Here is a 23,248-nt window from a genome sequence, read left to right on the forward strand (position 1 = left end):
CGGGGCGTCGACTACCAAGTCACGCGCAGGCCGACCGTGCCCTGCACCGATGACTTCACCCGGGTGTCGCCGCCCGTGCTGAAGGTGCGGCCGATTTCGCCGTACACCGTCATGCCCGGGGTCAGCGCCAGCGAAAGTCCGCCGGCCACTTCGGTCGCGGTGTAGCCGCCGCCGCCGCCGGCAACTCGGGTCGCCGCGGCCGGGGCAACGAAATCCACCACATCGGCGCCCGCGCTGGCGCGGTAGACGTTGAACCGCGCGTAGGGCTGCAGCCGACCCGCGCCGGTGGGGATGTCGCCCTTGATCCGCACGCCCAGGCGGCCGATCCAGCCGCCGTCGGCATGCTGACGGACCAGCGCGCCGTTGATCGAAACGTCGTCGACGCGCGTCCTTTGGCGGATCAGCTGCACCTGTGGCTCGATGCTCCAGGTTTCGGTTAGCGCGAAGGACTTGCCGGTCTCGATCGAGGCCGAGACGCTGCGCGCCTTGCCCGACACCGGCAGGCTGCCGTCGGGCCGCACGCTGTAGCGGTGGTGGCCCGCTTGCAGCACCGCCTCGACATACCAGCCGGTGGCGGCGTCGCGCCAATTGGCATAACCGGCGAGATAGCGCGACTGCAGATCCGTGCTGCCGACCCTGCCGAGGGTGCCGTTCGCGTTGCCGCTCACGTCGGCGCTTCCGTCCAATCCGCCGACGTAGGCGCCGATGCGCCAGTTGCCGCCCGCCAGGAAGTCGGCGCCGACCTGCACGCCGCCGACATGGCCCCGGCTGTGCGGGGCAGCGCCGCCGGCCTGGCGCAGGTCGAGGTCGGAGTAGACCGCGCGCGCCCAGGCGCTGCGATCCGGGCTGGCGTCGCCGACGCGGCCGTGCATATTGCCGAGCATCGCGAGATCGGCTTGCCGAAGCTGCGCAGGGAGCGCCGCGAAGAGTGGCACTTCGGTGCGATACACCGGCGGGGCGGGAGGCGGCGCGATCGTGGGCGCCGGCGCCTGAGCGGCCGCCTCGGCTTCGGGCGCTTTGGAAGCAGTGTCCTCGGTGGCCGTCGAAGCGAGTTCGGGTGCAGGTGCCGCTGCAGGGGGCGCTGCGGGGGGAGGCGCCTCTGCTGCGGGGGCAGGTGCGGGCGCCGCTGAGGGCGCAGTGGCCGGAGCGGACGCTGGTGCTGGTGCCGGCGCGGACGCTGGTGCTGGTGCCGGCGCGGACGCTGGTGCTGGTGCCGGCGCGGGCGCTGGTGCTGGTGCTGGTGCTGGTGCTGGTGCTGGTGCTGGTGCTGGTGCTGGTGCTGGTGCTGGTGCGGGTGCGGGTGCGGGTGCGGGTGCGGGTGCTGGTGCCGGTGCCGGTGCCGGTGCGGGTGCGGGTGCTGGTGCGGGTGCGGGTGCGGGTGCTGGTGCCGGTGCCGGTGCGGGCGCGGGCGCGGGTGCCGGTGCCGGTGCGGGTGCGGGTGCCGGTGCCGGCGCGGGCGCGGGCGCGGGCGCGGGTGCCGGTGCCGGTGCCGGTGCCGGTGCTGGTGCTGGTGCTGGTGCTGGTGCTGGGGCCGGTGCGGGTGCAGGAGGCGGCCCATGATCCGGCCTGGTACAAGTCGCCTTGCCGACGTCCTTGTCATTGCCGCAATTCCCCGCCGGGGCGACCCCTGCTAAAGCGAGCAGCGCCAGGGCCGCGCCCGCCTGCAGCCCTTTGGCGCGCGCAAAACTGGGAGTTTGGAGCTGCGAATCGGACCGGGAGCTGCCCCCTGCCGATGACTTGCCGACGCCGGCTGCCAGCTCCGAAGCCACGGCCCAGACGCCCCTGGCCGAATTCCAGACGATCCTGAAGACGCAGTTCATTTGTTACCTTCCGAGTTACAAGCAGGCCGCCGAAGCGGGAATTGAATACTTTAGAATTTAGTTCTAAGGTACTCATTTCTGAAGGAAGGAAGTCACACAACTGGTTACGAGTAGGTACTTTGGTCTACTGGACGCTATGGTTCAGATAGCACCGCGGCCGCCCCTGAGCGCCATTTCGTGAGTTTTTTCACAGACGAGGTCATCGGCGCCACGCGGCGCAACGGCAACGAGGAGTCGCTTGGCACTCAGCCGGTCGAACCACGCTGCGACGCTCGATGTGCCGGGTGCGTAAGGGCGCCAGCGCCGCAGCCTGAGCAACGGCGGCGCTCCAGCGGCAGTAAGGAGATCTATCAAGAGGATGGCCGGCGATGCGGCGCCACCCCGGTGCCATGGTTCCCAGTCAAGCGCCGGTCGGTCGAAAGCAGATCGGTTGTCGCGAAACCCTCGCTGACACGCTCACGCTACGCAGCAGATCGCCTTTGTGATGCCGCTGCTCAAAGGCCCGCAAACCACTTGAACCCGGCGACAAGCGCCACGCCCAGCAGCGCGAAGATGACCAGGCGTCCCCAGGCAATGCCCTGGGGCTCCGAATCCTCGAGAGATTCGGGCTGCCTGATCTTGTCGAAGCTGGTGTCGGTCTTCTCCCGCGCCCAGTCATGGAAGTTGTCGCGATCCGTGTTCATGTAATACATTTTAACTACATGTAAACAAATACTGCGAGCGTCGGCCTCCGTTTTTGCAGCGGCGTTGTGGGAAGGGTCACACGGCTATACAAGATTTCGCCTTCCACTTACCGCTGCTTCACAGAGGCAGCGCACCATGAAGGCACTTTGTTCCACCACAAGGAGCTCGCATGAAGAAGATCGCTTTCGGTATCGGCGCCGCCGCGTTGCTCTCACTCGGCGCCCTCGCCACCGCGCCGGCCCAGGCGCATGACGGCCGCTACCGCTACGACAACCGGGTGATCGTCGTTCCCGCGCCCCCTCCGCCGCCGCGGGTCTACTACGCGCCGCCGCCGCGGGTCTACTACGGCCCCCCGCCCCGCCACTACGGCTACGACGATCGCCGCTACTACCACCGCGACCGCGGCTGGGGCGACCGCGATCGCGATGGCGTGCCGAACCGCTACGACCGCGATCGCGACGGGGACGGCGTGCCCAACTACTACGACCGGCGGCCGGGCAACCCCTACCGGTACTGATCCCCTCGCGAAGGGCCTGCGAACGCAAGCCCTCCAGCGCATCGGCAACGGCAGGCCCAACAGGCGCGGGCGCGCGGCGCCCGCGAGTCTCCACCAGAGATGTGGACACCGTCCATCATCTTTGCTATCGTTTGTGTACGCCATCCACAAACAAGGAGATTCCATGCCGACCGCCCGCAAGACCGCCCTGACCGGCGGCAAGAGACCATGAGCCGCACGGCCGCTCCGAAGCACATCGAAGGGCGCCGCCGCTGGCTGGCGCTGATGGTTCTCTGCCTGGGCGTGCTCATGATCGTGCTCGACACCACGATCGTGAACGTCGCCCTGCCTTCGATCCGCACCGACCTCGGCTTCAGCGAGACCTCGCTGGTCTGGGTCGTCAATGCCTACATGCTGACCTTCGGCGGCTTCCTGCTGCTGGGCGGGCGGCTGGGCGATCTGTTCGGGCACCGCCGCCTGTTCCTCGCCGGCATCACCTTGTTCACGCTGGCTTCGCTGGCCTGCGGCCTGTCGAACTCGCAGGCGCTGCTGATCGCGGCGCGCGCCGTCCAGGGCCTGGGCGGCGCCGTGGTCTCGGCGGTGGCGCTCTCACTGATCATGAACCTGTTCACCGAGCCGGCGGAGCGCGCCAAGGCGATGGGCGTCTACGGCTTCGTGTGCGCCGGCGGCGGCAGCATCGGAGTGCTGCTCGGCGGCTTGCTGACGCACGCACTGAGCTGGCATTGGATCTTCCTGGTCAATCTGCCGATCGGCGTGGCGGTCTATGCGCTGTGCCTGGCGCTGCTGCCGCACCTGCCCGGCCATGCGGCCGGCGAGCGGCTCGATGTCGGGGGTGCGCTCACGGTCACCGTTTCGCTGATGCTGGCGGTCTATGCCATCGTCAACGGCAACGAGGCCGGCTGGACTTCCACGCAAACGCTCGGCCTGCTGGGCGTGGCGGCGGCGCTGCTGGCGGCCTTCATTGCCATCGAGGCGCGCGTGCGCCACCCGCTGATGCCGCTGCGCCTGTTCGGGCTGCGCAACGTCGCCGTCGCCAACGTGATGGGCGTGCTCTGGGCCGCCGCGATGTTCGCCTGGTTCTTCATCTCGGCGCTCTACCTGCAACTGGTGCTGGGCTACACGCCGATGCAGGTGGGCCTGGCTTTCCTGCCCGCCAACCTGATCATGGCCGCCTTCTCGCTCGGCCTGTCGGCCAGGCTGGTGATGCGCTTCGGCAACCGGGGACCGCTGGCCATCGGGCTGCTGCTGGCGGCGGCGGGGCTGCTGCTCTTTGCCAGTGCGCCGGTGGAAGGCAGCTTTTTGATGCACGTGATGCCCGGCATGACGCTGCTCGGCCTGGGCGCCGGCATCGCGCTCAATCCGATGCTGCTGGTCGCAATGAGCGACGTTGCGCCCAGCGAATCGGGGCTGGCCTCCGGCGTCGTCAACACCGCCTTCATGATGGGCGGTGCGCTGGGCCTGGCCGTCCTGGCAAGCCTGGCTTCGGCGCGCACCGAAGGCATGGCGGCTGCCGGTGCCGGAGCGCTGCCCGCGCTGGTGGGCGGCTATCAGTTGGCCTTCGTGGTGGGCGCTGCTTTCGCGGCGGTGGCGGCGCTGCTCGGCGCACTGCTGCTGCGCGCCGGATCCCAGGCGCAGACGACTGCGGGCGATCGGCCGGCCGAGGCAGGACGCGCGAGCTGAGCACCCGCGGCGAAGCATGTAACCGCCGCGACGATGGAACTTCGCCTACAGAATTCGAGGACGCTGCCGCCCACCATGAGTGGGCCATGAAACATCCTCCGATCAAACTCACCATCGACGAAGCGGTGCCGGGCTCCTTCGTCTGGACACTGCTGCAGACCGACAACGGCGGCGCGCCGCAGAAGGTGTTGAAAGCGGCCGAATCCGGGTACGACACCTACGAGGCCGCGCTCGCAGCAGGCACGCGCGCCATGGATGCGGAACTGCGCCGCAACGCTGCCGCCGAAGAGCGCAGCAGCAAACGCACCGCGGCGGCAGCCAGCAGCTAGGCCCCCTGACGCGCCTAAGCCAGGTGCGTCTTCAAGGGCACGGCGGGGTCCGAGGCCGCCGCCGGGTCCGGGCTGCGCCCGGCCTCCAGCAGCTTGCGGCTCATCATGTGGTCGACCGGCGCGTTGACCGATTCCACGCAACGCAACACGCCGTTCACATAGTGCAGCAGCGAGAAGGCGGCCGGGTTCGCGCCGGGGCGGCGCACCATGATCGCGCCGGCCGTGCCCTCGGCGGGCACCAGCCCGGCCATCTGCAGGCGCAGGCTGCCTTGGTCGGACCAGAACCACGGCACGGCGTCATGCGGACGCGCCGCGCCGGTCAGCGTTGCCACAGCCGTGCGTGCCTGGTCGTTGGCGTTCTGCACCGACTCGAGCCGCAGCGCCTGGCCGGCGCGCCGGTCCGGGAAGCGCGTGCAGTCGCCTACCGCCAGCACGGCCTCGTCGCTGGTCTGCATGTAGGCATCGACCACGATGCCGTCGGCGCACTCCAGGCCGGCCGCCTGTGCCAACGCGGTCTCTGGCACGGCGCCGATGCCGACCATCAGCAGATCCACCGGCAGCGCCTCGCCATCGACCTCGATCGTTGCGAGGCGCTGCCCATCGGTCTGCCACGCACCGGTCTTCGCGCCGATGCGGATGTCCATGCCGGCGGCACGATGCGTCGCGAGCACATGCTCCGACAGCGCGGGCGACACCGCCCGGCTGAGCAGGCGCGGAGCACTTTCCAGCACGGTCACCTGCTTGCCCAGCGCCAGCGCCGTGGCCGCCACCTCCAGCCCGATGAAGCCGCCGCCCAGCACCGTGACCTGCTGCGCCGCGCCGAGCATCGAGCGCAGCTGCGCCGCCTCATCGGCCGCGCGCAGCAGCGCGACGTTCGACAGCCCCACCAGCGCCGGCAGGCGACGCGCGCGCGTGCCGGTGGCGAGCACCAGCCGCTCCCATCCCAACACCGCGCCGGAGCGCAAGGTCACGGTGCGCGCGGCGCGGTCGATCGCAAGTGCCGGGTCGCCCAGATGCAGCGTGATGCCGGCGTCGGCGTACCAGGCCTCGGCGCGGTGCAGCTGCGGCGCCTCCTCGGGGCTCTTGAGGAAGGTCTTGGACAGCGGCGGGCGGTGGTAGGGAATGCAGTCTTCCTCGCACACCAGGTGCACGCGGGCGCCCTGCCCCGCCTCGGCCAGGCCGGCGCACAGCTGCGCGGCGGCGTGGCCGCCGCCGATGATCACGATGTCTTGGCTTGAACTCATGGGTGGTCTCTCGTTGTTGATGCGGCATGGGGCCGGCATGTGGAATTGTCCTTCAGCGCTCCTCCCGTCCTCGTCCCCTTCGCCTGGGACGTGCCTCGAGGAAAAGATTGCGCCATCGGTGTGCGACGCTTGATCGCGATACCGGGATGCAGCGCGTAGTAGCACGCCAGCATTGACTGATGCGGCGCCGCGGCTCATAACCCGACGATGGACCTTCACCACCCCCTGTTCCAGAGCCTTCTGCTGCCGCTGCTCGTTGCGTTCACGGTGACGGGCATGCTGCGCGGTGCGCTCGGCGGCGTGCAGGGACGGCGCTGGGCTGCCGCAGGCGTGGCCGTGGCCATCGTCGGCGCGGCGGTGTGGCTCCTCGGCTGGCAGCTGCCGCCCGGCGCGCTGACCGAACGGCTGCCCTGGATCTACGCCGCGGCCGCGCTGGTGGGCTTGGCCCTGGAAGCGCTGCATGCCAGCCGGCGCGCGGAGTGGCTGGTTGCCGGCCTCTTGTGGGCGCTGGCGCTCGCGGCGCTGGCCGCCAAGCCGCTGCCGCTCATGATCGGCCTCTGGCTGCTCGGCCTGGCGGTGATCCGCGCCGTGCTGCGCGAGCACGCGGCCCGCGCCGATGCCGCCGCGGTGCTGGTGATCACCAGCCTTGGCCTGGCTGCCATCGCGATGCGCTCGGGCTCGGCGCTGCTCTTCGAATCGAGCCTCGCCTTGGCCGCCGCGGTGGCGGGCTGCGCGCTCTGGCTCTGGCCTTTCGTGCGGATTGCCTTTGGCGCGAGCGGCGCAATCGTCGCGGTGCTGGCCTGGCTGGCCTTGATGCTGACTACCGCGCTGCTGACCGAAGCCCGACCGCTTGCGCTGGGACTGCTGGCCGGCGCCTTCACGTCCGGCCCGCTGGTGCGGTGGGCGCGCCGGCACCTGCGACGTTCGGCCGCACCCGCCAGCGCGAACGCCAGCACCACTGCAACGGCGCGGACCTGGGTCGAACCGCTGATCGTGGCTGCCGTTGCGCTCGTCTGGGTGGCTGCCGCGCTGGTCCTGGCGCACGGAGAAGCTGCCGGCACGCCAGCGGCTACCATGGACGATCCTTACTACAAGCCCAGGTGGTGAATGCCCGCACCCTGCGCCCGCCCCTGATGCAAGCCCCGCCCACGCTGCCCGGCATCGATGCGCTGTGGCCTCTGTGCCTGGAGATCGTGCGCCATCGGCGTGGCCTGGACCCACTGCCGGCATCGGATCCGCAGCGATCCTTCACCTGGCACCCATCGCGCGGCTTCGCGCTTCACGAGGATGCGTGGGACGTCGAAGCCATCGAGCTCTTCGCACTGCTCAAGCCCGTGCTCGACCGGCCGCCCGAAGGCGCCACGTGGGTGATCGGCCAGCTGGGCCAGAGTCTCGACGGCTGCATCGCGACGCGCGCGGGCGATTCCAACTTCGTCAACGGCCCCGAGGTGCTGGTTCATCTGCACCGGTTGCGAGCGCTTTGCGACGCGGTGATCGTGGGCGCCGGCACGGCCGCCATCGACAACCCGCAGCTCACCACCCGGCGCGTGGCGGGCGAACACCCGGTGCGTGTGCTGATCGACCCGTTGCTGCAGTTGCCGCCGACGCTGCGCGTGCTCTCGGATCGGCAGGCTCCCACGCTGCTGGTCTGCGATGCGATGCGCACGACAGAGGCAGCGCAGCGCGTTGGCGCCGAGCAGGTGCTGGGCGTGCCAGGCCTGATGAAGAACGCAGGCGGTCCACCAGACTTGCGCTTACTGCTGGCCGCGTTGCAGCGGCGCGGCCTGCGCGTGCTCTTCGTCGAAGGCGGCGGCGTCACGGTCTCGCGCTTCATCGCGCAGGGGTGCATGGACCGGCTGCACCTCAGCGTCTCGCCGGTGCTGATCGGCGGCGGCCGGCCCGGGCTCTCGTTGCCGGCCGGCGCGGCGATGCGCGACTGCCCGCGGCCTGCTGCGCGTGTGTTCCGCATGGGGGCGGATGTGCTGTGGGACCTGGATCTGCGGGCGGCGCGCTGACACCGAACGTGGCAGCGCATGTCAACAATGGAGGTGCCGCGTTGAACCCGGCGCGCACCGGCGTTTGTGCACCTAACGAAGTGCCAAGAGATCCATGTGCCCCACATGCAAGCGACCGTGCGGCATCGACGCCAACCGCCGCGCCCGCCACGTTCGAACGAGCGCGTGTGCGTTCGAATCCTGTTCCACCGCAGCGCTGCTCATGCCGTCGATCATGGCCTGCAGCATGGCCATCTCCTCGATGTGCCAATCGCTGCGTGACTGAGTGACACCGTAGCCCAGCGCAGCCAGGCGAGCTGCTGCCGTGGCCGGGGCTTCGCTGCCGAGCGCGGGGCCGAAGCCCTTGTCGCGACGCTGGTGGGCCGCAAACAGCTGGTGAACCATCTCGTCGCCTTTGGTGGCGGGATCCCAGTGCACCCGCCCATCGACGCTCAGCGCAAAGAACATTGCCACGTTCATCTTCGGCACTCGATCGAACAGCGCATCGAGCCAGGATGCGGAGACCAGGTCCAGCAGCGCAGCGGCGGTGACGAGCTGTGCCCCCGCGAAGGGCACCGCGTCCAGCGTGCTTGCGAGATCGGCGCGGCGCCAGCGCACCTCTGCATTCCAATCGCGTCCCTCGATGTGAAAGGCCTGGTGTTCGACGCGCAGGCGCAGACCCTGCACGCGCGACCACGCCGCGAACACACCTGGCAGCGCAGCCAGGAGCCGCGGATCATGGTCGATCAGCAGCCAGCGCTGCGCGCCGCCCAGGCACGGCGCCAGCGCACGCAGATTGGCGCCGGTGCCGCAGGCCAGGTCCAGTACATCCAGCACCTCGGCATCGCCGCGCATCCGGGTCGCCATGCCGCGCAGATCCAGCGTCGCAGCCGATGCGGCGCGCGCCGCAAGATCGAAGGGTTCGCGCAGCGCCAGCCAGTCGGCGCTGAAGCCTGTCATGGCCTTGCCGCCTGCCGCCGGAAGCCCGCCAGCGCGGATGCAAAGCGCGCGCTGCTTTGCACCCAGTTCGGCAGGCGGCCCCGAGCGGCGCGCGCGCCGGCGCCAAGTTGCGCACGCCAGGCCGCGTCGTCCATCAGGCGTTGCAGCGCGGCGCGCAATTCGACGGCATCGCCCGGCGTCACCAGCATGCCCGCCCCATCCGGCACGGTGTCGGGGATGGCGCCGGCACGCGTGCTGATCACGGGTAGCCCATGCGCGAGCGCCTCGGCCAGCGCCATGCCATAGCCTTCGTGGAAGGAAGGCAGCACGAAGGCGTCGGCCCTGGCGTAGAGCGCGCGCAGGCCCGCCTCGTCCTGCTCGCCGTGCAGCAGCACGCGCTCGCGCAGTCCGTGGGCGTCGATGGCTTGCGCGAGCGCGGCAGCGCAGGCGGGGTCCATGGCCAGGCTGCCGGCGCAATGCAGGACCCACTGTCGATCCTTCAATCCGGCCAGCGCCTCGACCAACAGCGCGTGGCCCTTGCGCGGCGTCACGGTTGCTACGCACAGCAGCGACAAGGCATCGCCGCCCGAGCCCGTCGCCAGCGGCGCCGGCTCGGTGCCCGGTTCGACCACGACGATGCGCGAGGCCTCGACGTCGAAATCCGCCAGCGTGCGTGCGGTGGACCGGCTGGTCACGATCACGCCACGCGCATGGGCGAGCGCACGCCGCTCGCTGTCGAAAAGCGCCTGCTGCCGGGCGGTATCAAGCCCCCTTTCGAGCGCCAGCGGATGGTGGACCAGCGCGACCCAGTCCAGCCGCTGCACATGCTGCCGCACAAGGTCGGGCAGCACACCGAAAGCCAGGCCATCGACCACGGCCAGCGTGCCATCGGGCAGCGCCTCGACCGCAACCGCGGCGCGCGCCAGCGCGGCGGCCTCCGGCGCCGGATAGCCCTCGCCCAGCGACAGCACCTCGACCGCCCAGTGCCGCGCACGCAAGCCTTCGATGATGCGCCGGTCGTAGACGTAGCCGCCGGTTCGGGTGCCGAGATCCCCCGGCACCAGGAAGCTGCACTGGCCAGAGCCCGTCAAAGCGCCGCCTCGTAGGCCGCCCAGGCCACGTGCGATTCGTTGAGCCGCACGCGCATGCCTGCAAGTCCGCTGGCATGCGGGCCGAGCTCGCCAGCCGCGATGCGCGCGGCCACGCGATCGAAGATCACGCGCGCCATGAACTCGGTGGTGGTGTTGCGGCCCTCGAAGGCCGGGTCGTCGTCGAGGTTGCGCAGGTTGAACTCGGCCAGCACGCTTCGCAGCACCTCGGTGGCCCGCGCGATGTCGACCACCATGCCGTCGGCATCGAGCTCGGCGCGGCGCAGTTCCAGGTCGACCACATAGGTCGCGCCATGCAGGCGCTGAGCGGGGCCGAAGGCCGCGCCGCGGAAGCTGTGGGCAATCATGAAATGGTCGCGGACGTTGACGCTGTACATGGTTTCCTTGCGATGGAGTGAGCGAAGAAGAATTCAGGGGTAGTCGATGCGATGGCACAAGGTCTGCGGCGCGCCCGCGGCCAGGCGCTCCAGCACCGCGGGCAGCTCGTCGAACGGTGCCGCATCCGTCAACAGCGCATCGAGCACCGGATCGCGCAGCAGCGCCAGTGCCAGCGCCAGCCGGCGGCCGTGGCTCCAGCGCGCCCGCTGCGGCAACGCGACCTGCCCCACCTGCGAGCTCCTGAGCGTCAGCCGCCGCGAGTGGAAGGCCTCGCCCAGCGGCAGCGTGACGGGCTGCCGGCCGTACCAGCTCATCTCGAGCACCGTGGCCTCGAAGGCGGCGAGCCGCAGCGCGGTGGCCAGCCCCTCGGGGTTGCCGCTGGCGTGGATGACCAGGTCCGCATCGGGGCGCGCGCGCTGCGGGCTCGCGAAGGCGAGGCCCAGCCGCTCGGCCACCGCACGGCGCCCGGGATTCGTGTCGATGACCTCGACCTCACAGCCCGGCATGCGTCCGGCCAGCCAGGCCGCCAGCAGCCCCACCACGCCCGCGCCCACCACCGCGATGCGATCGCCGATGTGCGGCGCCGCGTCCCACAGCGCGTTGACCGCCGTCTCCATGTTGGCGGCCAGCACGGCGCGCGCAGGCGGCAGGCCTTCGGGCAGCGGGTGCACCGCCTCGGCCGGCACCACGTAGCGGGTCTGGTGCGGATAGAGGCAGAAGACCGTGCGCCCCAGCAGCGCCGGCGGCCCCTGCTCGACCACGCCGACGCTGGCGTACCCGTACTTGAGCGGCGCCGGGAAACTGCCTTCCTGGAAGGGCGCGCGCATGCGCTCGTACTCGCTCTCGGGCACCTCGCCGCGAAACACCAGCAGCTCGGTCCCGCGGCTGATGGCGCTGTGCAATGCGCGCACCAACACCTCTCCCGGGCCGGGCGCGGCCAGCGCGGCCTGGCGCAGACCCGCGCGGCCCGGCGCCTCGACCCAGCAGGCCCGGGACTCGCCCGGGGCGACGCGAGAGTGATTTGCTGGCATGCTCCTTCGGTCGGCCGCTTGCGGCGGCGATTCGTGTTTGGCGACCCATCTTAAGACCATGCTCACGCGATCCCCCGATGCACCTGCGCCCAGCGCGGCGCGCCTGGCCGCACTGCGCCGCGATGCCTGGCGCGAGGCACTCCCCTGCTTTTTGCTGCTGGCGGCGCTGGCCGCCTTGCTGGGACATCTGGGCGAGCTCGGTCCGTGGTTCCAGCTCAAGGCCCTGGCGGTGTTCGCCGCGGCCTTCGTGCTGGTGCTGGCAGGCCTTGCCGCGCACGCGCCGAACACGCGTTTCGGCGCCGCCAACCGGGTGACGCTCGCGCGCCTGGCGCTGATCGCGCTGCTGGCCGCACTGATCGCCGAGCCCATCGACGAGGCCGTGGCCTGGGGCAGCATCGTGGTCGCCACCAGCGCCGCCCTGCTCGATGCGCTCGACGGCCCGCTCGCGCGCCGCGGCGGCCTCGCCAGCGACTTCGGCGCACGCTTCGACATGGAATCCGATGCACTGCTGGTGCTGGTGCTGTCGCTGCTGGTCGTGCATTTCGGGAAGGCCGGCGCGTGGATCGTGGCGGCCGGGCTGATGCGCTATGTCTTCGTGCTGGCCGCCCGGCCCTGGCCCTGGCTGGCGCGCGCGCTGCCGTCCAGCGGTCGGCGCAAGACGGTGTGCGTGGTGCAGATCACCAGCCTCATCGTGTGCCTCGGCCCGATCGTCGCGCTGCCCTGGAGCCGCGCCCTCGCGGCCGTGAGCCTCGCCCTGCTGGCGGCGTCCTTCGCGATCGACATCGCCTGGCTGCTGCGCCATCGAGACATTCCACCGGAGACTGCGACATGAAAGCTCCCGCTGTCCGCACGCTGTGCGCGGCCTTCCTGCTGACGCTCGCCGCGGCATCTGCCCGCGCGGAGCCCGCGCGCTACGAGCTCGATCCCGAGCACCTCACGGTGGCCTTCCTGGTCGACCACATCGGCTACGCCAAGGTACTGGGCCTGTTCCGCGCCGCGCGCGGCAGCTACAGCTTCGACGAAGCCACCGCCGCGCTCAGCCAGGTGCGCATCGAGATCGACACGCAGAGCGTTTTCAGCAACTACGCCAAACGCGACCAGCATCTGAAGAGCGCCGACTTCCTCAACAGCGCCGAGTTTCCGCGCATGGTGTTCACCGCCGCCAATGCCAAGCGCACCGGCGATCGCACCTTCGAGATCGCGGGCCAGCTCGAGCTGCTGGGCCGCACCCAGCCCCTCACGCTCAGTGCCACCTGGAACAAGAGCGGCCCCTCGCCCATCGACAAGGCCTACATCATGGGTGTCTCGGCGCGCGGCACTTTCAAACGCAGCGCGCACGGCATGCGCTATGGCGTCGACAACGGCTGGGTCGGCGACGACGTGGCGCTGATCATCGAGTTCGAGGCCAGGCGCAAGTGACCGCCACGCGCCGGTCCTCGACGCCGCCCGCGGGCCGGGGCGGCTGGCTGGCGCGCTTCGCCTTGCCGCTGCTGCTGCTCAATGCGCTGTTGACGCTGGAGAACCACGGCCCCGGCCTGTGGCCTCGGCCGGCGCTGCGGCTGTCCTTCGAGCTGGTGGTGGCGCTGCTGGCGCTCGCAGCGTGGGTCGCCTGGCGCGGGCGGCCCGGCACGGGCGCGCTGCGCATGCTGGCGGCCGCCAGCAGCTTCTGGATCGTCGCGCGCTACCTCGACGTCACCGTGTCTGCCGTGTTCGGCCGCCAGCTCAATCTCTACTGGGACAGCCGCCATGCGCTGGAGGTGCTGCGCATGGGCGAGTTCTCGGCCTGGCAGATCGGCCTTGGCGCGCTGGCGGTGCTCGCCCTGCCGCTGCTGCTGTACCGCCTGGCGCTGCATTGCTGGGGCTTTATTGCGCAGGCCCTCGCCTGGCCAAAAACCTGGCCGGTGATCGGCCTGGCCGGCGTGCTGCTCGCCGCCTGCTTCGCGGCGCACGGCATCGGCGGGCACGACACGCGCTGGTTCTTCTCCATGCCGGTCGCGCCGATCCTTGCCCACCAGGCCGGCGTGCTGGCGGGCCAGCTGCTGCCCGGCGAGGCCGGCGCGCGCCTCGCGCCCAGCCCCGACTTCGCGCAGGGCGGCCTCGCCGGCCTGCGCGGCGCGGACGTGCTGCTGCTCTTCGCCGAGTCCTACGGCGTCACCACGTTGGACGATCCGCGGCAGGCCGACACCCTCGCGCCGCAACGCGCGGCCTTCGGGCAGGCGCTTGCCGCCGGCGGACTGCAGGTGGTGTCGGCGCGCGTGCGCTCGCCCACCTACGGCGGCGCGTCGTGGCTGGCCCATGCCGAACTCCTGAGCGGCGTGGACATGCAGGACCCCGGCGCCTACGAGCTGCTGCTCGCCACGCAGCGGCCGACCCTGGTGCGCCACTTCCAGGCCAAGGGCTGGCGCACCATCAACTGGATGCCCGGCCTGCAGCGGCCCTGGCCCGAGGGCCGCTTCTACGGCTTCGATCGCTATGGCGACGCCGAGCGCATCGGCTACCGCGGGCCGGCCTTCGGCTACTGGCGGGTGCCCGACCAGGCCTCGATGGCGCTGCTGCATGCGCAGGAGCTGGCCACCCCGCTCGCCGAGCGCGCGCCCCGCCTCATGGTCTTCGCGACGCTCGCGAGCCACGCGCCCTTCCGGCCATTGCCGCCGTATGTGGCGGACTGGGACAAGCTCACGGGCAGCGAGGGCTACACCCCGGCCGAGCTCGCGCGATCGCTGGCCGGGCCGGTCTCCTGGCAGGCCCCCGTGCCGGCCTACCTCGAATCCCTGGCTTACACCTTCCAATGGCTGGGCGACTACCTCCAGCACCGCGCGCCGCGGCAGTTGCTCACCATCGTGATCGGCGACCACCAGCCGCTGGCCAGCGTGAGCGGCGCCGGTGCTTCCTGGGACGTGCCCGTCCACATCATCAGCGCCGACGCCGCGCTGCTGCGGCGCTTCGAGGCCCACGGTTTCAGTCCGGGCCTGCTGCCGGCACCTGGGCCCGCGTCCCTCCGCATGCATGCGCTCACGCCGCTGCTGCTTGCGGTCTTCGACGGCAGCCGGGCCGGCTTGCCGGGCGCAGCCGAATGACGTGGATCGTGCCGGCCTGTTCCGAGCAATAGTTCACAGCCGCGAGACGCGTGCTCTGATACCTTTTCGCCCATGCGCATCCTCCTTCTTCTCGCCAGCATCGCGGTCCCTGTCACGGCGTGGTGGCTCGGCTCCTTCACCGGTCTCTTGATCGCGATCGGCACCTGCTTCGTGCTGGCCGCGGCCACCTTCGCCTTCTCCAGGGCCGGCAAGGAAGCCCGCGAGTCGAAGCAGTTGCAGCGCGCCTTCGGCCGCAGCACCACCTTCCTCGCCGGGCTGCGCAAGCACTGAAGCCTGCCGAGGGGCACCCCCCGTTCGCCGGGTGGCGATCCTTCACGTCGCGCACGAATCCCCCGCTCGGTCAGCATCCGCGCGCCCGAATGCGGGCATCCATAACATCAACCCTGGAGTTTTGAGAGTGAACCTGAGAAGCCCCCTTCCCCTGGCCGTCGCGGCCGCCGTTTCCGTGATGCTCGCGGCCTGCTCGACGCAGTCGCGGACATCATCGCAAGCCGCCGCGCCGGCGCCCGCCCCACAGGCAGCGCCGGCGCCGGCTGCGCCGCCAGCACCGCCGCCGGCGCCCGAAGGCCTCAGCTACCAACAGCTCTCCGAGCTGCTGGCCGGCGGCAACGAGAAGTCGGTCAAGCAGGACGTTGTAGGCCAGACCGTGCTGCTCAACCTCTCGCGGGCCAAGGGCCGCAACGCACCTGCCGGGTCGTACGCTGTCGACAACGGCGATCCGATCTATTTCCGATGCGGGTCCGCCGCCGGCGGCTTCACGGGCGGCCAGGTCACCACCAAGGTCCGCGACTTGCGCTTCGTGGCCAGGCCGAAGCAGAAGATCGTCGACCTCGAGCGCTGCGCACCCGCCGAGCCCGTCAGGACGGTGGCCGCTGCACCTGCACCTGCAGCCGCTGCAGTGCCCGCGCCGGCGCCCCAGCCGGCACCCGCCACCCGCCCGGGCGGCCCGGCCAAGGCCGGCATGGATGCCCAGGGCAATGTGGTCGATTCATCCAAGGTCGAAGCCGGCAGCGGCCGCACCGTGAAGGGCCTCAACGACTACGAGGGCGAGATCACCGGCAACCCCGCGGCCAACAGCAAGTTCACCAAGCTGCAGATCGGCATGCCGGTTCGGCAAGTGACCGACCTCGCGGGCCCGCCGACGGACCAGGGCGCCTACATCACCGGCAAGGCCTGGATTCCCTTCTACTTCGGCGCCGATCGCCATCGCTTCGAGATGACCTACAAGGGCCAGGGCCGGCTCATCTTCGCCGGCGGCGGCATGGGCGACTTCGGCAGCGGCCACCTGATCTGGATCATCCACAACCCGAACGAGCCGGGCTACCGCTGATCGCGGCGCAGCGCCCCGGCGAGACGGCGCCGGGGCCGCTCAGCCCGCAACCGCCGCCTTGGCCACCGCGACCTCGGTCTCGCGCGGCAGCGTCACGTTGTTCTTCACCGCGAGGATCTCCGCCATCACGCTCACCGCGATCTCCGGCGGCGTCTTGCTGCCGATGTAGATCCCGATCGGGCCGCGCAGGCGCGCGAGCGAAGCCTCGGTCTGCTCGAAGTGCTCGATCATCCGTTCGCGCCGCGCCTGCGCATTGCGGCGCGAGCCGATCGCACCCACGTAGAAAGCCTCGCTCTGCAACGCCTCCAGCAGGGCCAGGTCGTCAAGCTTGGGGTCGTGCGTAAGGGCCACCACGCAGCTGCGGCGGTCGGGCTTGAAGGCCAGCACGGCGTCGTCGGGCATCTCGGTGCTGATCGTCACGCCCGGCGTGGACCAGGCCGTGCGGTACTCGGCGCGCGGGTCGCACAGCGTGACCGCGAAGCCGCTGAACTTCGCCATGGTCGACAGGTATTCGGCCAACTGGCCGGCACCGATCAGCAGCATGCGGTACTCAGGCCCGAAGGTGTTGACCAGTTCCTTGTCGTTGACCGTGAGCTCCGCAGGCGCGCTCGCCTCGGCCAGCCGCACGGCGCCGTCGGCCAGCGAAACGGTGCGCTGCATCAGCCGCCCCTGCTCCAGCTGCTCCACCAGTGCAGCCAGCGAGGCGGCGTCGGGGTCGTACTCGAGCAGCAGCTCCAGCGTGCCGCCGCAAGGCAGCCCGAAGCGGTGCGCCTCGTCGGCCGTGATGCCGTACTTGACCAGCGTGGGCGGGCCCGAAGGCATCTCGCCCGGTGCGCCATGGGCGCGGCTGTAGCGCGCGATCAGGTCGTCTTCGATGCAGCCGCCCGAGACCGAACCGACCACCGCGCCGTCCTCGGCCAGCGCCATGATCGAGCCGATCGGCCGCGGCGACGAACCCCAGGTGCGCACCACCGTCGTGAGCAGCGCGCGACGGCCTGCGAGCCGCCAGTCGCGCAGCGTGCGCAGGACCATCACGTCGAGGTTTTCCATGCTCGTGTTCCGTCCCGCTATTCGCCCGGCTTCTCGCCGGCGTCCGCGTCGGGCGTGTCGTCTTTCTTGCCGAAGCCCATCTTGCGCATGAGGCCCGCCATCCTGCCGGTCTTCTCGGACGTCTCTTCAGCCTCCGCCTCGGGGCTCTCGACTGCGGGCGGCGGGCCGTAGCGCGCCTGCATCTCAGCCTCGAAGCGCTTGAAGAAGTCGTCGGCCGTCGATTTGGCGGCGCCGTCGATCAGGCGCTGGCCCAGCTGCGCGATCTTGCCGCCCACCTGCGCCTGCACCGTGTAGTCGAGCTCGCAGGCCGGCACATCCGCGCCGTCCACCGGCTTGAGCGAGACGCTGGAAGCCCCCTTGGCGAAGCCCGCCACGCCGCCCTGCCCCTCGAAGGAGAGCCTGTAGCTGTCGGGCGGCATGATCTCGGCCAGCTTGACCTTGCCGTTGAACTTGGCCGAGACCGGGCCGATCTTCACGGCCAGCGCGACCGTGTATTCGTTGTCGCCGGCAGGCTCGAACTTGTCGCAGCCGGGGATGCACTTCTTCAGCGTCCCGGGATCGTTGAGCGCCTCCCAGGCCTGCTGCTGCGTGATCGGGAGGCGGCGGTTGCCGAGCATTTCCATGATGGTTCCTTTTGTTCGTCAACGGCCGCAGCGCATCAGTGCGGCAAGGCTGGAGGCCAGTTGTTCCAGTGCGTTGAGATTGTGGACCGCGAGCATCGCGTCCGCATGGCGGTGCAGCACCGCGGCCCCGCGCGCCAGCGGGGCATAGCCTTCGTAGCGCAACAACGGATTGAGCCACAGCACGCGCCGCGAATGGCGCTTGAGCCACAGCAGCTCGCGCTCCAGCATCTCGGGCTCGCCGGTGTCCAGGCCGTCGCTGATCACCAGCACGAGGGTGCGACGGCCCGTCAAGCGGCGCGCATGGTGCCGGTGCAGCTCGGCCAGCGACGTGCCCAGGCGCGTGCCGCCGGCGAAATCGGCAATGGCCGCGCCGGCGGCCCCCAGCATGGCGTCGGTGTCGGCGATGCGAAAGGCCGGCGTCAGGTCGGTCAGCTGGGTGCCGAAGGCGAACACGTCGCGGCGGCCGGCGTGGCGCGTCGCCGCGTGCAGGAAGGCCAGCAGCAGGCGCGCATAGCGCTCCATCGAGCCCGAGACGTCGATCAGCACCAGCAGGGGCAACGGCTGCGTGCGCCGCGCGAGGCGCGGCAGGCGCACCATCTCGCCGCCGTGGCGGCCCGCCTCGTGCCAGACGCCCGGCCAGTTCATGCGCGAATGGGCGCCGGCGTTGCCGGCCGCGTGCAGGCGGCGCGCGGCGATGGTGGGCACCGGCAGTGCGACATCGCGCGCCAGGCGCTCCACCAGTCGGTACTCGGCGGCGCCCAGGGCGTTGAAGTCGGCATGGTGCATGCGCTGGCGGTCGCTGGCGGTCATGGCCGCGTCGAAGTCCACCTCGCGCTCGGTCTGCGCGGCCTGCACCGTCTCGCGCGGCGCGGCGAGCGCCTCGCGCACCCGAGGCCGGCGCTTCGAGGGCTCGGCCTTTCCCTCGGCGCTCGGCAGCATCTGCGCAAGCAGCTTGGCGGCGAGTTCGGGGTCGCGGAACCAGGCATCGAAGAGCTCGCGGAAGACCCCGCGGTCCTGTTCGCGGCTGATCATCACGGCTTCCATCGCGGCGGCAAGATCGAGCCGGCTTTCGACGCCGACGAGCATCGCGGCCTCGGCCGCGAGCGCGATGCGGGCCGAATCGGTACGCACGCCGGCACGCCGCAATGCGCGGCCGAAGCCGGCCATGTTGTCGGCCAGCTTGCCGCGGCGGGCGTCACCGAGCTGCTGCATTCATGTCCCCGCCTCTTCGCCTTTCAACAGATCGGCGGCGAGCTCGTGCGTCAGCGCCGCGACGTCATCGCGCTGCTTGAAGAGGATGCCCGCGGTGTCGACCACGACCTCGGGATCGAGGGCCAAGGTGTCCAGCGCCACGAGGGCGCGTGCCCATTCGACGCTCTCGGCGATGCCGGGTGCGCGCTGGAAGGCATTCGCGAAGGGCGCGCTGCGCAGCGCCGCGACGAAGGCCGCGACCTGCTCCGAGAGGCGCTCGCTGGCGCCGGGCGCCTGCGCGCGCACGATCGCAAGTTCGCGATCGCGCTCGGGATAGTCCAGCCAGTGGTAGAGACAGCGGCGCTTGACCGCATCGTTGAGCTCGCGCGTGCGATTGCTGGTGAGCAGCGTGACCGGCGGCACCAGCGCGCGCACGGTGCCCAGCTCGGGAATGCTGACCTGGTACTCGCCGAGGTATTCGAGCAGGAAGGCCTCGAAGGGCTCGTCGGCACGATCGACCTCGTCGATCAGCAGCACAGCGCCAGGCGCCGGCGCCTGCAGGGCTTGCAGGAGCGGCCGGCGGATCAGGTAGTGCGGCTGGTAGACCTCGGCCTCGACATCGCGCGCGGCGCCATGCGCCTCGACCGCGCGCATGTGCAGCAGCTGCGCCGCGTAGTTCCATTCGTAGAGCGCCTCGCGCTGCTCCAGGCCGTCGTAGCACTGCAGGCGCAGCAGCTCGCGCCGCAAGGCGGTCGACAGCGCCTTGGCCAGCTCGGTCTTGCCCACGCCGGGCTCGCCCTCCAGCAGCAGCGGGCGCTGCAGCTTGAGCGCGAGAAACACCGCCGTTGCCAGCCGCCGATCGGCGTAGTAGCCCGCGCCTTCCAGCGCCTGCACGACCGCGTCGATGGTCGGGAACGGGGAGGTCGTGGCAAGCGTGGCAGGCGTGGCTTCGGTCATCCGGACAGCTTAGCCCAGCGCCTTGCGCACTGCGCGCTGCGTCAACACGCTGATCAGATTGGCCCGATAGGCGGCCGTCGCATGCAGGTCGCTGTTGAGCTCGCTCGAATCGATCTTCACGCCAGCGGCCGCCTCGGGCGTGAAGCTGTTGCCGAGCGCCTCTTCGAGCCCCTTGTGCCGGAACACGCCATTGCCCGCGCCGGTGACGGCCACGCGCACGCCGCTGTCGCCCTGGGTCACGAAGATGCCGACCAGCGGGAAGTTGGAAGCCTTCTGGCGCAGCTTCTCGTAGGCCGCGCGCTTCGGGATCGGGAAGCGGACCGCGGTGATCAGCTCGCCCTCCTCCAGCGCGGTCGCGAACAGGCCCTGGAAGAAGTCGTCGGCCGCGATCTCGCGCTTGTTGCTGGTGATGACGGTGGCGCCCGAGCCCAGCACGGCGCTCGGGTAGCAGGCCGATGGATCGTTGTTGGCGAGCGAGCCGCCGATGGTGCCCATGGCACGCACCTGGCGGTCGCCGATGTGGTCGGCCAGCCAGGCCAGGGCCGGGAAGGCGGCCTTGATCTCCGCGTTGGCGCCGACATCGAGATGGCGCGTCATCGCGCCGATCACGAAGGCATTGCCTTCCTTCTTGATGCCGGTCAGTTCCTTGATTCCGCCGAGGTCGATCAGTTGCTCGGGCGCCGCGAGGCGCAGCTTCATCGAGGCCAGCAGGGTCTGGCCGCCGGCCAGCAGCTTGCCGCCGGCCGCGGCCAGCCTGGCCGCGTCCGCCACGGTGGTGGGACGTTCGAGGGTGAAGGCGTACATGTTCGATTTCCTCCTGGGGTCAGGGCGCCGGGCGGCCCTGGGTGCTGGCGGTCAAGGGCGCCTGCTGCGGTTCCTGCGTGGGGCTCACGCTGCCCTTCTGGATGGCTTCCCACACGCGGTGGGGCGACGCAGGCATGTCGAAGTCCTTCACGCCCAGCGGCGCCAGCGCGTCGAGCACCGCGTTGATCAGCGCCGGCGGCGAGCCGATGGCGCCGGCCTCGCCGCAGCCCTTGGTGCCCAGCGGATTGTGGGTGCAAGGCGTGCAGGTGGTGTCGAGCTTGAACATCGGGAAATCTTCGGCGCGCGGCATGGCGTAGTCCATGAAGCTGCCGGTCAGCAGCTGGCCGCTTTCGTTGTCGTAGACGCAGTTCTCCATCAGCGCCTGGCCCAGGCCCTGCACGATGCCGCCGTGCACCTGGCCCTCGACGATCAGCGGGTTGATGATGGTTCCGAAGTCGTCCACGGCGGTGAAGCGGTCGACCTTCACCTGGCCGGTCTCCTTGTCCACCTCCACCTCGCAGATGTAGGTGCCGCCCGGGAAGGTGAAGTTGGTCGGGTCGTAGAAGGCGGTCTCGTCCAGGCCCGGCTCCAGCTTGTCGAGCGGGTAGTTGTGCGGCACGTAGGCCGTCAGCGCCACCTGGCCGAAGGGGATCTTCTTGTCGGTGCCCTTGATGGTGAACTCGCCGTTGGCGAACTCCACGTCGGCATCGCTGGCCTCCAACAGGTGGGCGGCGATCTTCTTGGCCTTGGTCTCGATCTTGTCGAGCGCCTTCATGATCGCGGCGCCGCCGACCGAGATCGAGCGCGAGCCGTAGGTGCCCATGCCGAAGGGCACGCGGCCGGTGTCGCCGTGCACCACGTCCACGTTCTCGACCGGGATGCCGAGCCGCGCGGCGACCACCTGCGCGAAGGTGGTCTCGTGGCCCTGCCCATGGCTGTGCGAGCCGGTGAAGACAGTCACGCTGCCGGTGGGATGCACGCGGATCTCGCCGCATTCGAACAGGCCCGCGCGCGCGCCGAGCGCACCCGCGATGTTGGAAGGTGCGATGCCGCAAGCCTCGATGTAGCTCGAGTAGCCGATGCCGCGCAGCTTGCCCTGCGCCTCGCTCGCCTTCCTGCGCTCCGCGAAGCCCGCCACCTCGGCCAGTTCCTTCGCCTTGTCCATCGAGGCGTGGAAGTCGCCCGTGTCGTACTGCAACGCGACGGGCGTCTGGTAGGGGAACTCGGTGATGAAGTTGCGCTTGCGGATCTCGTCCTGGCCCAGGTTCATCTCCCAGGCGCAGCGCGAGACCAGGCGCTCGAGCAGGTAGGTCGCCTCGGGCCGGCCCGCGCCGCGGTAGGCATCGACCGGCGCCGTGTTGGTGAACCAGGCATCCACCTCCACGTAGATCTGCGGCGTGGTGTACTGGCCCGCCAGCAGCGTGGCATACAGGATGGTCGGCACCGCGGTCGAGAAGGTCGACAGGTAGGCGCCCAGGTTGGCGTCGGTGTGCACGCGCAGGGCGAGGAACTTGCCGTCCTTGTCCATCGCCATCTCGGCGTGGCTCACGTGGTCGCGGCCATGCGCGTCGGACAGGAAGCACTCGGCGCGCTCGCCGGTCCACTTGATGCTGCGGTTGAGCTGCTTCGCGGCCCAGGTCAGCGCCACGTCCTCGGCGTACAGGAAGATCTTGGAGCCGAAGCCGCCGCCCACGTCGGGCGCGATCACCCGCACCTTGTGCTCGGGCAGGCCCAGCACGAAGGCCGTCATCAGCAGCCGCTCCACATGCGGGTTCTGGTTGGCGACGTAGAGCGTGTACTCGTCGTTGGCGCGGTTGTAGCTGCCAATCGCGACGCGCGGCTCCAGCGGGTTGGGCACCAGCCGGTTGTTGACGAGGTCCAGCTTCGTCACGTGCGCTGCCTTGGCGAAGACCGCATCGACCTGCGCCTTGTCGCCGAGCGCCCACTTGTAGCACTGGTTGTCGGGCGCCGCGTCATGGAGGGTGACGCCGCCGGCCTTCTTCGCGGCGTCCGCCACGCTCACCAGCGCCGGCAGCACCTCGTAGTCGACCTCGATCGCCTCGGCGGCGTTCTTGGCCTGCTCCACCGTATCGGCCACCACGATCGCCACGTGGTCGCCCACATAGCGCACCTTTCCGATGGCAAGGATGGGGTGCGGCGGCTCCTTCATCGGCGTGCCGTCGGGGTTGTTGATGAGCCAGCCGCAGGGCAGCCCGCCCATCTTGCCCTCGATGTCCTTGCCGGTGAAGATGCCCGCTACGCCGGGCATCTTCGAGGCCGCAGTGGTGTCGATGGACTTGATCGCCGCATGCGCATGCGGCGAGCGCAGGAACACGGCGTGGGACTGGTTGGCCAGGTTCACGTCGTCGGTGTACTGGCCGGCGCCGATGAGGAAGCGGTAATCTTCCTTGCGCCTGAGTGCCTCGCCGATGTGCGGCAGCTTCGCGAAGTCGGGTGCGCCCATGGTGGT

Annotated in this window: 23 protein-coding genes; 10 read left to right on the top strand and 13 right to left on the bottom strand. The window is 70.3% G+C overall.

Features of this window, described 5'->3' with window-relative positions; all coding sequences use genetic code 11:
- Positions 1-11 precede the first annotated feature (11 nt).
- Both ACMGEZ_RS24730 and ACMGEZ_RS24735 read right to left on the bottom strand, forming a co-directional pair.
- Positions 12-1,820 (bottom strand): autotransporter domain-containing protein, encoded by a 1,809-nt coding sequence (locus ACMGEZ_RS24730; RefSeq protein WP_436824922.1) that lies wholly within the window; start codon positions 1,818-1,820, stop codon positions 12-14.
- Positions 1,821-2,314: 494 nt separating this feature from the next.
- Complete coding sequence (locus tag ACMGEZ_RS24735) at positions 2,315-2,503, bottom strand: hypothetical protein (RefSeq protein WP_436824923.1); 189 nt, start codon at positions 2,501-2,503, stop codon at positions 2,315-2,317.
- 170 nt (positions 2,504-2,673) lie between these two features.
- Here ACMGEZ_RS24735 and ACMGEZ_RS24740 point away from each other — a divergent pair, with 170 nt between their 5' ends.
- From ACMGEZ_RS24740 to ACMGEZ_RS24750, 3 genes are all read left to right on the top strand, one after another.
- A complete protein-coding gene (locus ACMGEZ_RS24740; RefSeq protein WP_436824924.1) occupies positions 2,674-3,021 on the top strand; it encodes a hypothetical protein in 348 nt (115 codons plus the stop codon).
- A gap of 207 nt (positions 3,022-3,228) precedes the next feature.
- The gene (locus tag ACMGEZ_RS24745; protein WP_436824925.1) at positions 3,229-4,701 is read left to right on the top strand and encodes a DHA2 family efflux MFS transporter permease subunit; all 1,473 of its coding nucleotides are present in this window, start codon (positions 3,229-3,231) and stop codon (positions 4,699-4,701) included.
- Positions 4,702-4,787: 86 nt separating this feature from the next.
- Positions 4,788-5,030 (top strand): hypothetical protein, encoded by a 243-nt coding sequence (locus ACMGEZ_RS24750; RefSeq protein WP_436824926.1) that lies wholly within the window; start codon positions 4,788-4,790, stop codon positions 5,028-5,030.
- Between the two features lie 14 nt (positions 5,031-5,044).
- Here the strand turns inward: ACMGEZ_RS24750 and ACMGEZ_RS24755 are convergent, their stop codons facing one another.
- Positions 5,045-6,274 carry an NAD(P)/FAD-dependent oxidoreductase gene (locus ACMGEZ_RS24755; RefSeq protein ID WP_436824927.1) on the bottom strand — a complete coding sequence of 410 codons (1,230 nt, stop codon included), beginning with the start codon at positions 6,272-6,274 and terminating at the stop codon, positions 5,045-5,047.
- A 207-nt stretch (positions 6,275-6,481) separates the two neighbouring features.
- On the opposite strand from ACMGEZ_RS24755, the gene ACMGEZ_RS24760 reads away from it, so the two are divergent.
- On the top strand, positions 6,482-7,381 hold the full coding sequence (locus tag ACMGEZ_RS24760) for a hypothetical protein (RefSeq protein WP_436824928.1): 900 nt from the start codon (positions 6,482-6,484) through the stop codon (positions 7,379-7,381).
- On the top strand, positions 7,378-8,289 hold the full coding sequence (locus ACMGEZ_RS24765; protein ID WP_436824929.1) for a RibD family protein: 912 nt from the start codon (positions 7,378-7,380) through the stop codon (positions 8,287-8,289). The genes ACMGEZ_RS24760 and ACMGEZ_RS24765 overlap by 4 nt, the downstream gene beginning before the upstream one ends.
- 72 nt (positions 8,290-8,361) lie before the next feature.
- On the opposite strand, the gene ACMGEZ_RS24770 is transcribed toward ACMGEZ_RS24765, so the two are convergent.
- Genes ACMGEZ_RS24770 through ACMGEZ_RS24785 form a run of 4 tightly spaced genes read right to left on the bottom strand, consistent with a single transcriptional unit; the run spans position 8,362 to position 11,725 of the window.
- On the bottom strand, positions 8,362-9,228 hold the full coding sequence (locus tag ACMGEZ_RS24770; protein ID WP_436824930.1) for a class I SAM-dependent methyltransferase: 867 nt from the start codon (positions 9,226-9,228) through the stop codon (positions 8,362-8,364).
- The gene (locus tag ACMGEZ_RS24775) at positions 9,225-10,298 is read right to left on the bottom strand and encodes a glycosyltransferase family 4 protein (protein ID WP_436824931.1); all 1,074 of its coding nucleotides are present in this window, start codon (positions 10,296-10,298) and stop codon (positions 9,225-9,227) included. The genes ACMGEZ_RS24770 and ACMGEZ_RS24775 overlap by 4 nt, the downstream gene beginning before the upstream one ends.
- Positions 10,295-10,693: a 6-pyruvoyl trahydropterin synthase family protein gene (locus tag ACMGEZ_RS24780; RefSeq protein ID WP_436824932.1), complete on the bottom strand. Its 399-nt coding sequence runs from the start codon at positions 10,691-10,693 to the stop codon at positions 10,295-10,297. The genes ACMGEZ_RS24775 and ACMGEZ_RS24780 overlap by 4 nt, the downstream gene beginning before the upstream one ends.
- A 33-nt stretch (positions 10,694-10,726) precedes the next feature.
- Entirely contained in the window at positions 10,727-11,725 is a 999-nt protein-coding gene (locus tag ACMGEZ_RS24785; RefSeq protein WP_436824933.1) for a zinc-dependent alcohol dehydrogenase, read from the bottom strand.
- A 58-nt stretch (positions 11,726-11,783) separates the two neighbouring features.
- On the opposite strand from ACMGEZ_RS24785, the gene ACMGEZ_RS24790 reads away from it, so the two are divergent.
- The 5 genes from ACMGEZ_RS24790 to ACMGEZ_RS24810 all read left to right on the top strand — a co-directional run bounded on the left by ACMGEZ_RS24790 (position 11,784) and on the right by ACMGEZ_RS24810 (position 16,153).
- Positions 11,784-12,557 carry a CDP-alcohol phosphatidyltransferase family protein gene (locus ACMGEZ_RS24790; RefSeq protein ID WP_436824934.1) on the top strand — a complete coding sequence of 258 codons (774 nt, stop codon included), beginning with the start codon at positions 11,784-11,786 and terminating at the stop codon, positions 12,555-12,557.
- On the top strand, positions 12,554-13,144 hold the full coding sequence (locus ACMGEZ_RS24795) for a YceI family protein (protein WP_436824935.1): 591 nt from the start codon (positions 12,554-12,556) through the stop codon (positions 13,142-13,144). The genes ACMGEZ_RS24790 and ACMGEZ_RS24795 overlap by 4 nt, the downstream gene beginning before the upstream one ends.
- Positions 13,141-14,802 carry an alkaline phosphatase family protein gene (locus ACMGEZ_RS24800; RefSeq protein WP_436824936.1) on the top strand — a complete coding sequence of 554 codons (1,662 nt, stop codon included), beginning with the start codon at positions 13,141-13,143 and terminating at the stop codon, positions 14,800-14,802. The genes ACMGEZ_RS24795 and ACMGEZ_RS24800 overlap by 4 nt, the downstream gene beginning before the upstream one ends.
- A gap of 72 nt (positions 14,803-14,874) precedes the next feature.
- The gene (locus ACMGEZ_RS24805) at positions 14,875-15,093 is read left to right on the top strand and encodes a hypothetical protein (RefSeq protein WP_436824937.1); all 219 of its coding nucleotides are present in this window, start codon (positions 14,875-14,877) and stop codon (positions 15,091-15,093) included.
- A 127-nt stretch (positions 15,094-15,220) separates the two neighbouring features.
- Positions 15,221-16,153, top strand: coding sequence for a hypothetical protein (locus tag ACMGEZ_RS24810; RefSeq protein ID WP_436824938.1), 933 nt, complete (start codon positions 15,221-15,223; stop codon positions 16,151-16,153).
- A gap of 39 nt (positions 16,154-16,192) precedes the next feature.
- Here ACMGEZ_RS24810 and ACMGEZ_RS24815 read toward each other — a convergent pair whose 3' ends face one another.
- Genes ACMGEZ_RS24815 through ACMGEZ_RS24840 form a run of 6 tightly spaced genes read right to left on the bottom strand, consistent with a single transcriptional unit; the run spans position 16,193 to position 23,242 of the window.
- On the bottom strand, positions 16,193-17,203 hold the full coding sequence (locus tag ACMGEZ_RS24815) for an XdhC family protein (RefSeq protein WP_436824939.1): 1,011 nt from the start codon (positions 17,201-17,203) through the stop codon (positions 16,193-16,195).
- Between the two features lie 17 nt (positions 17,204-17,220).
- Complete coding sequence (locus tag ACMGEZ_RS24820; protein ID WP_436824940.1) at positions 17,221-17,826, bottom strand: SRPBCC family protein; 606 nt, start codon at positions 17,824-17,826, stop codon at positions 17,221-17,223.
- Between the two features lie 18 nt (positions 17,827-17,844).
- A complete protein-coding gene (locus tag ACMGEZ_RS24825; RefSeq protein ID WP_436824941.1) occupies positions 17,845-19,038 on the bottom strand; it encodes a vWA domain-containing protein in 1,194 nt (397 codons plus the stop codon).
- Positions 19,039-19,974, bottom strand: coding sequence for an AAA family ATPase (locus ACMGEZ_RS24830; protein ID WP_436824942.1), 936 nt, complete (start codon positions 19,972-19,974; stop codon positions 19,039-19,041).
- A gap of 9 nt (positions 19,975-19,983) precedes the next feature.
- Entirely contained in the window at positions 19,984-20,778 is a 795-nt protein-coding gene (locus tag ACMGEZ_RS24835; RefSeq protein ID WP_436824943.1) for an FAD binding domain-containing protein, read from the bottom strand.
- 19 nt (positions 20,779-20,797) lie between these two features.
- Positions 20,798-23,242 carry a xanthine dehydrogenase family protein molybdopterin-binding subunit gene (locus ACMGEZ_RS24840; protein WP_436824944.1) on the bottom strand — a complete coding sequence of 815 codons (2,445 nt, stop codon included), beginning with the start codon at positions 23,240-23,242 and terminating at the stop codon, positions 20,798-20,800.
- Positions 23,243-23,248 lie beyond the last annotated feature (6 nt).

The sequence above is a fragment of the Variovorax stachyos genome, from assembly GCF_051400855.1.
Lineage (GTDB): Bacteria > Pseudomonadota > Gammaproteobacteria > Burkholderiales > Burkholderiaceae_C > Variovorax.